This window comes from Pseudoflavonifractor phocaeensis (assembly GCF_038439875.1).
Classification (GTDB): domain Bacteria; phylum Bacillota; class Clostridia; order Oscillospirales; family Oscillospiraceae; genus Vermiculatibacterium.
In genome coordinates this window covers 1-2,344 of sequence record NZ_JBCDMT010000009.1, presented here as the reverse complement: position 1 = coordinate 2,344, position 2,344 = coordinate 1, and the positions used below count along the sequence as shown (strand labels likewise).

The window sequence follows — 2,344 nt, the reverse complement described above, 5'->3', positions numbered from 1 at the left end:
GGTTTTCTTTTGCCAAAGCCGCCTCTGCCTCGGCGAGGGTAAGCGCCGGTTCAGACATTTCATGCAGTCTCTTGGCCGCATCATAGTAACTGATTTCTTTAGGCTCGCCGCGCTCCCCAGGAATACACCATTCACAGATAACATTGTACAGACGCTTGTTGCTTTCAATGGCTCTTGCACCGGCGAACATCGCAAGTGCCGTCTTTTCATCCAGCATCACGCACTGCCCCTCCCTCTCCGCCTTGAGCAGTTCAGCGGCACGTGGCAGGTCGTCAGGGGTGAGGCCAAGGCGGCCCATAGTTTCCTCGTAAGCAGTAATAATACCGCTGGCTTTACGCATTGACCGCACAATTCCAGGTACGATTTTATTCCCTGAATTGTCTGCGCAATCCAGCATATCCGCCGCTACGAGCAAGTGACGGGCAAATTCACCGTTTGTGAGCTCCATCGTCTACCCCTCCTCCTTTGCTGGCTGGGTGAGCCACTTCAATGCCGATGAATATCCGCCGAACAAAGAGCGAAAATCAAAATCTTTTGTTGCAACCCCGGCTATAAAGTTTGCCAGCTCAATGTCTGTCATGGCCCGGATGCGGTCGGCGTTGGTGGGCGGGCACGGCTCCAGCTTCTTACTCATGGTCTACCTCCCCGGCCCCCTGCGGACCACGCCACTGCCAGTTGCACTTATTGTTCTCCCGGCAGGTTTTGCACCTATCATCCATCTTGCCATCAGATAAATGCTGCTTGCCGTTCCATTTACACTTTGCGCAGAATCCGCACCAGCTCTCCACCGCCGCGTCCCTCTCCGCAGTCACAGCGGCAAGCTGTTTCCGAAGCTGGGCGTTCTCGGCGGCCATGGCCTCGATCAGGGTGGCGGCCTGTTCTCCAAGTTTGCATTCCTCTCCTGCAAAAGCACAGTGTGCGCACTCGACCACGGGGCAATGCCGCAGCGCCGCCACGATCTCCGGTTCCCTGGCCAGCAGGGCCTTGGTTTTATCGGCCATCGTTGTCCTCCTCATGCTTTTTCGGCATCACCGTTTTGGAGTCCAGAAAGTGGTCACAGCTTCCGTCCGGATTCTCAAATCCTCCCGTGCAGTAGATCCCGCAAATGTCTCGCTTCATCCTGGCGTACCAGCACCAGGCGCAGATTTTCTTTTCCTCTTTCAAAGCTCCAACATCTCCTGTCCTTCCAATTCACACTCTGGATCGTTGCGCCATTCCACGCCGATATAATCCAATACGTGGCCCCAGCCAATTTCGTTGCCATGGATGTCCCGGCCGATGTGATACATCTGGTACTCCCACTCTGCGGGGTTGCTCTGGCGGAGGTAGTCAAACCGGTGAGGGCGTTTTTCGAGATGGATGCCGAAGCCGCACATGCTGCACCCCGTCCGCTGGGCCTTGGTGGTGCGCAGTGTACTGTCTGGGTCCTGGACAATCTCGCCGTAGATGGCTGGCACGATGGTATCCAGTTCCTCGTCGCCAAATTCCCGCCATTGCTCGTGATAATAGGCCTCCATCTCCAATGCCAAGGTGAGCACATCCTGGCGCGAGAAAATGGCGAAGGGGGCGCTGCGCTTGGTGCTCTTGCTGATATAATTGCAGCCGTTGAGCATGAGGGTCTTTTGCCTCCGCCCTCCTTCAGAGGCCATGAGACCCATATAAGGAAACCGCCCGCTCTCTTTGGCGTAGTCGTTACATGGCTTCTCCTTCAAGTAATAACAACATTTGTCCGATACCAGGAAATCCGGCACTCCGTATCTGGTCCCCTCGCGTTTATTCTCATAGCCACCGAACTTTTCCAGCCATTCCTGGGACAGCTTCATGCGGGTCCCCTTCCGGTACCCGCCGTATGCCCCTGTCTCCCCGGTGATAATGGCATGGCGAGATGTGGCATTCTTTGGGGTAGGATTTTGCAAGGTCTCAATCTTATGGGCAATTTCCTTGCTCAAAATGGGGAATCCAAATTCTTTGATGATTGCCGCCTTGGTCCACGGCTTACTGTCCGGGCGCAGTGCTGGCGGCAGGCAGATGATCCCCAGCGCTTTATGTACCCGCTGGATGCTCTTGTCCTCCAAAAAGGACACCGATACCCCCGGCACCTGGATTCCAATGGAATGCAGGAACAGGTACAGCGTGATACTGTCAAGGCCGCCTACTGCTACATAACAATTCCCGGCAATATCTGGGTGGTCGTAGAACTCCCTGGCCCGGATGGCGGCGTATTGCTTTTTGAACCAGTACGGTTGTTGTTGCTTGACCTTAAAGTCCGCGACCTTCTTCTCGGACTGGTTTTCTTTCATGCGGTCTACTACGTTTTTCATAGGCCGCTTTTCTTTTCTCTGGG

The 2,344-nt window shown here is 54.9% G+C and carries 5 protein-coding genes; all 5 read right to left on the bottom strand.

From position 1 onward, the window contains the following. On the bottom strand, window positions 1-448 hold a 448-nt coding region (locus AAEU42_RS14525), incomplete at its 3' end, for a hypothetical protein (protein ID WP_342234276.1). A 3-nt stretch (window positions 449-451) separates the two neighbouring features. Beyond that, complete coding sequence (locus tag AAEU42_RS14520; protein WP_342234275.1) at window positions 452-634, bottom strand: hypothetical protein; 183 nt, start codon at window positions 632-634, stop codon at window positions 452-454. Continuing rightward, window positions 627-1,001 (bottom strand): hypothetical protein, encoded by a 375-nt coding sequence (locus tag AAEU42_RS14515; RefSeq protein ID WP_342234274.1) that lies wholly within the window; start codon window positions 999-1,001, stop codon window positions 627-629. Before AAEU42_RS14515 ends, AAEU42_RS14520 begins: the two co-directional genes overlap by 8 nt. Then, window positions 991-1,119, bottom strand: coding sequence for a hypothetical protein (locus AAEU42_RS14510; RefSeq protein ID WP_342234273.1), 129 nt, complete (start codon window positions 1,117-1,119; stop codon window positions 991-993). Before AAEU42_RS14510 ends, AAEU42_RS14515 begins: the two co-directional genes overlap by 11 nt. A gap of 41 nt (window positions 1,120-1,160) precedes the next feature. Next, window positions 1,161-2,344, bottom strand: a 1,184-nt coding sequence (locus AAEU42_RS14505) for a hypothetical protein (protein WP_342234272.1), incomplete at its 5' end; no start/stop codon positions are given.

What these genes read in the sequence shown, in the direction of transcription:
- AAEU42_RS14520 (WP_342234275.1), bottom strand. Translation starts at nt 634, where the DNA reads ATGAGTAAGAAGCTGGAGCCGTGCCCGCCCACCAACGCCGACCGCATC.
- AAEU42_RS14515 (WP_342234274.1), bottom strand. Translation starts at nt 1,001, where the DNA reads ATGGCCGATAAAACCAAGGCCCTGCTGGCCAGGGAACCGGAGATCGTG.
- AAEU42_RS14510 (WP_342234273.1), bottom strand. Translation starts at nt 1,119, where the DNA reads ATGAAGCGAGACATTTGCGGGATCTACTGCACGGGAGGATTTGAGAAT.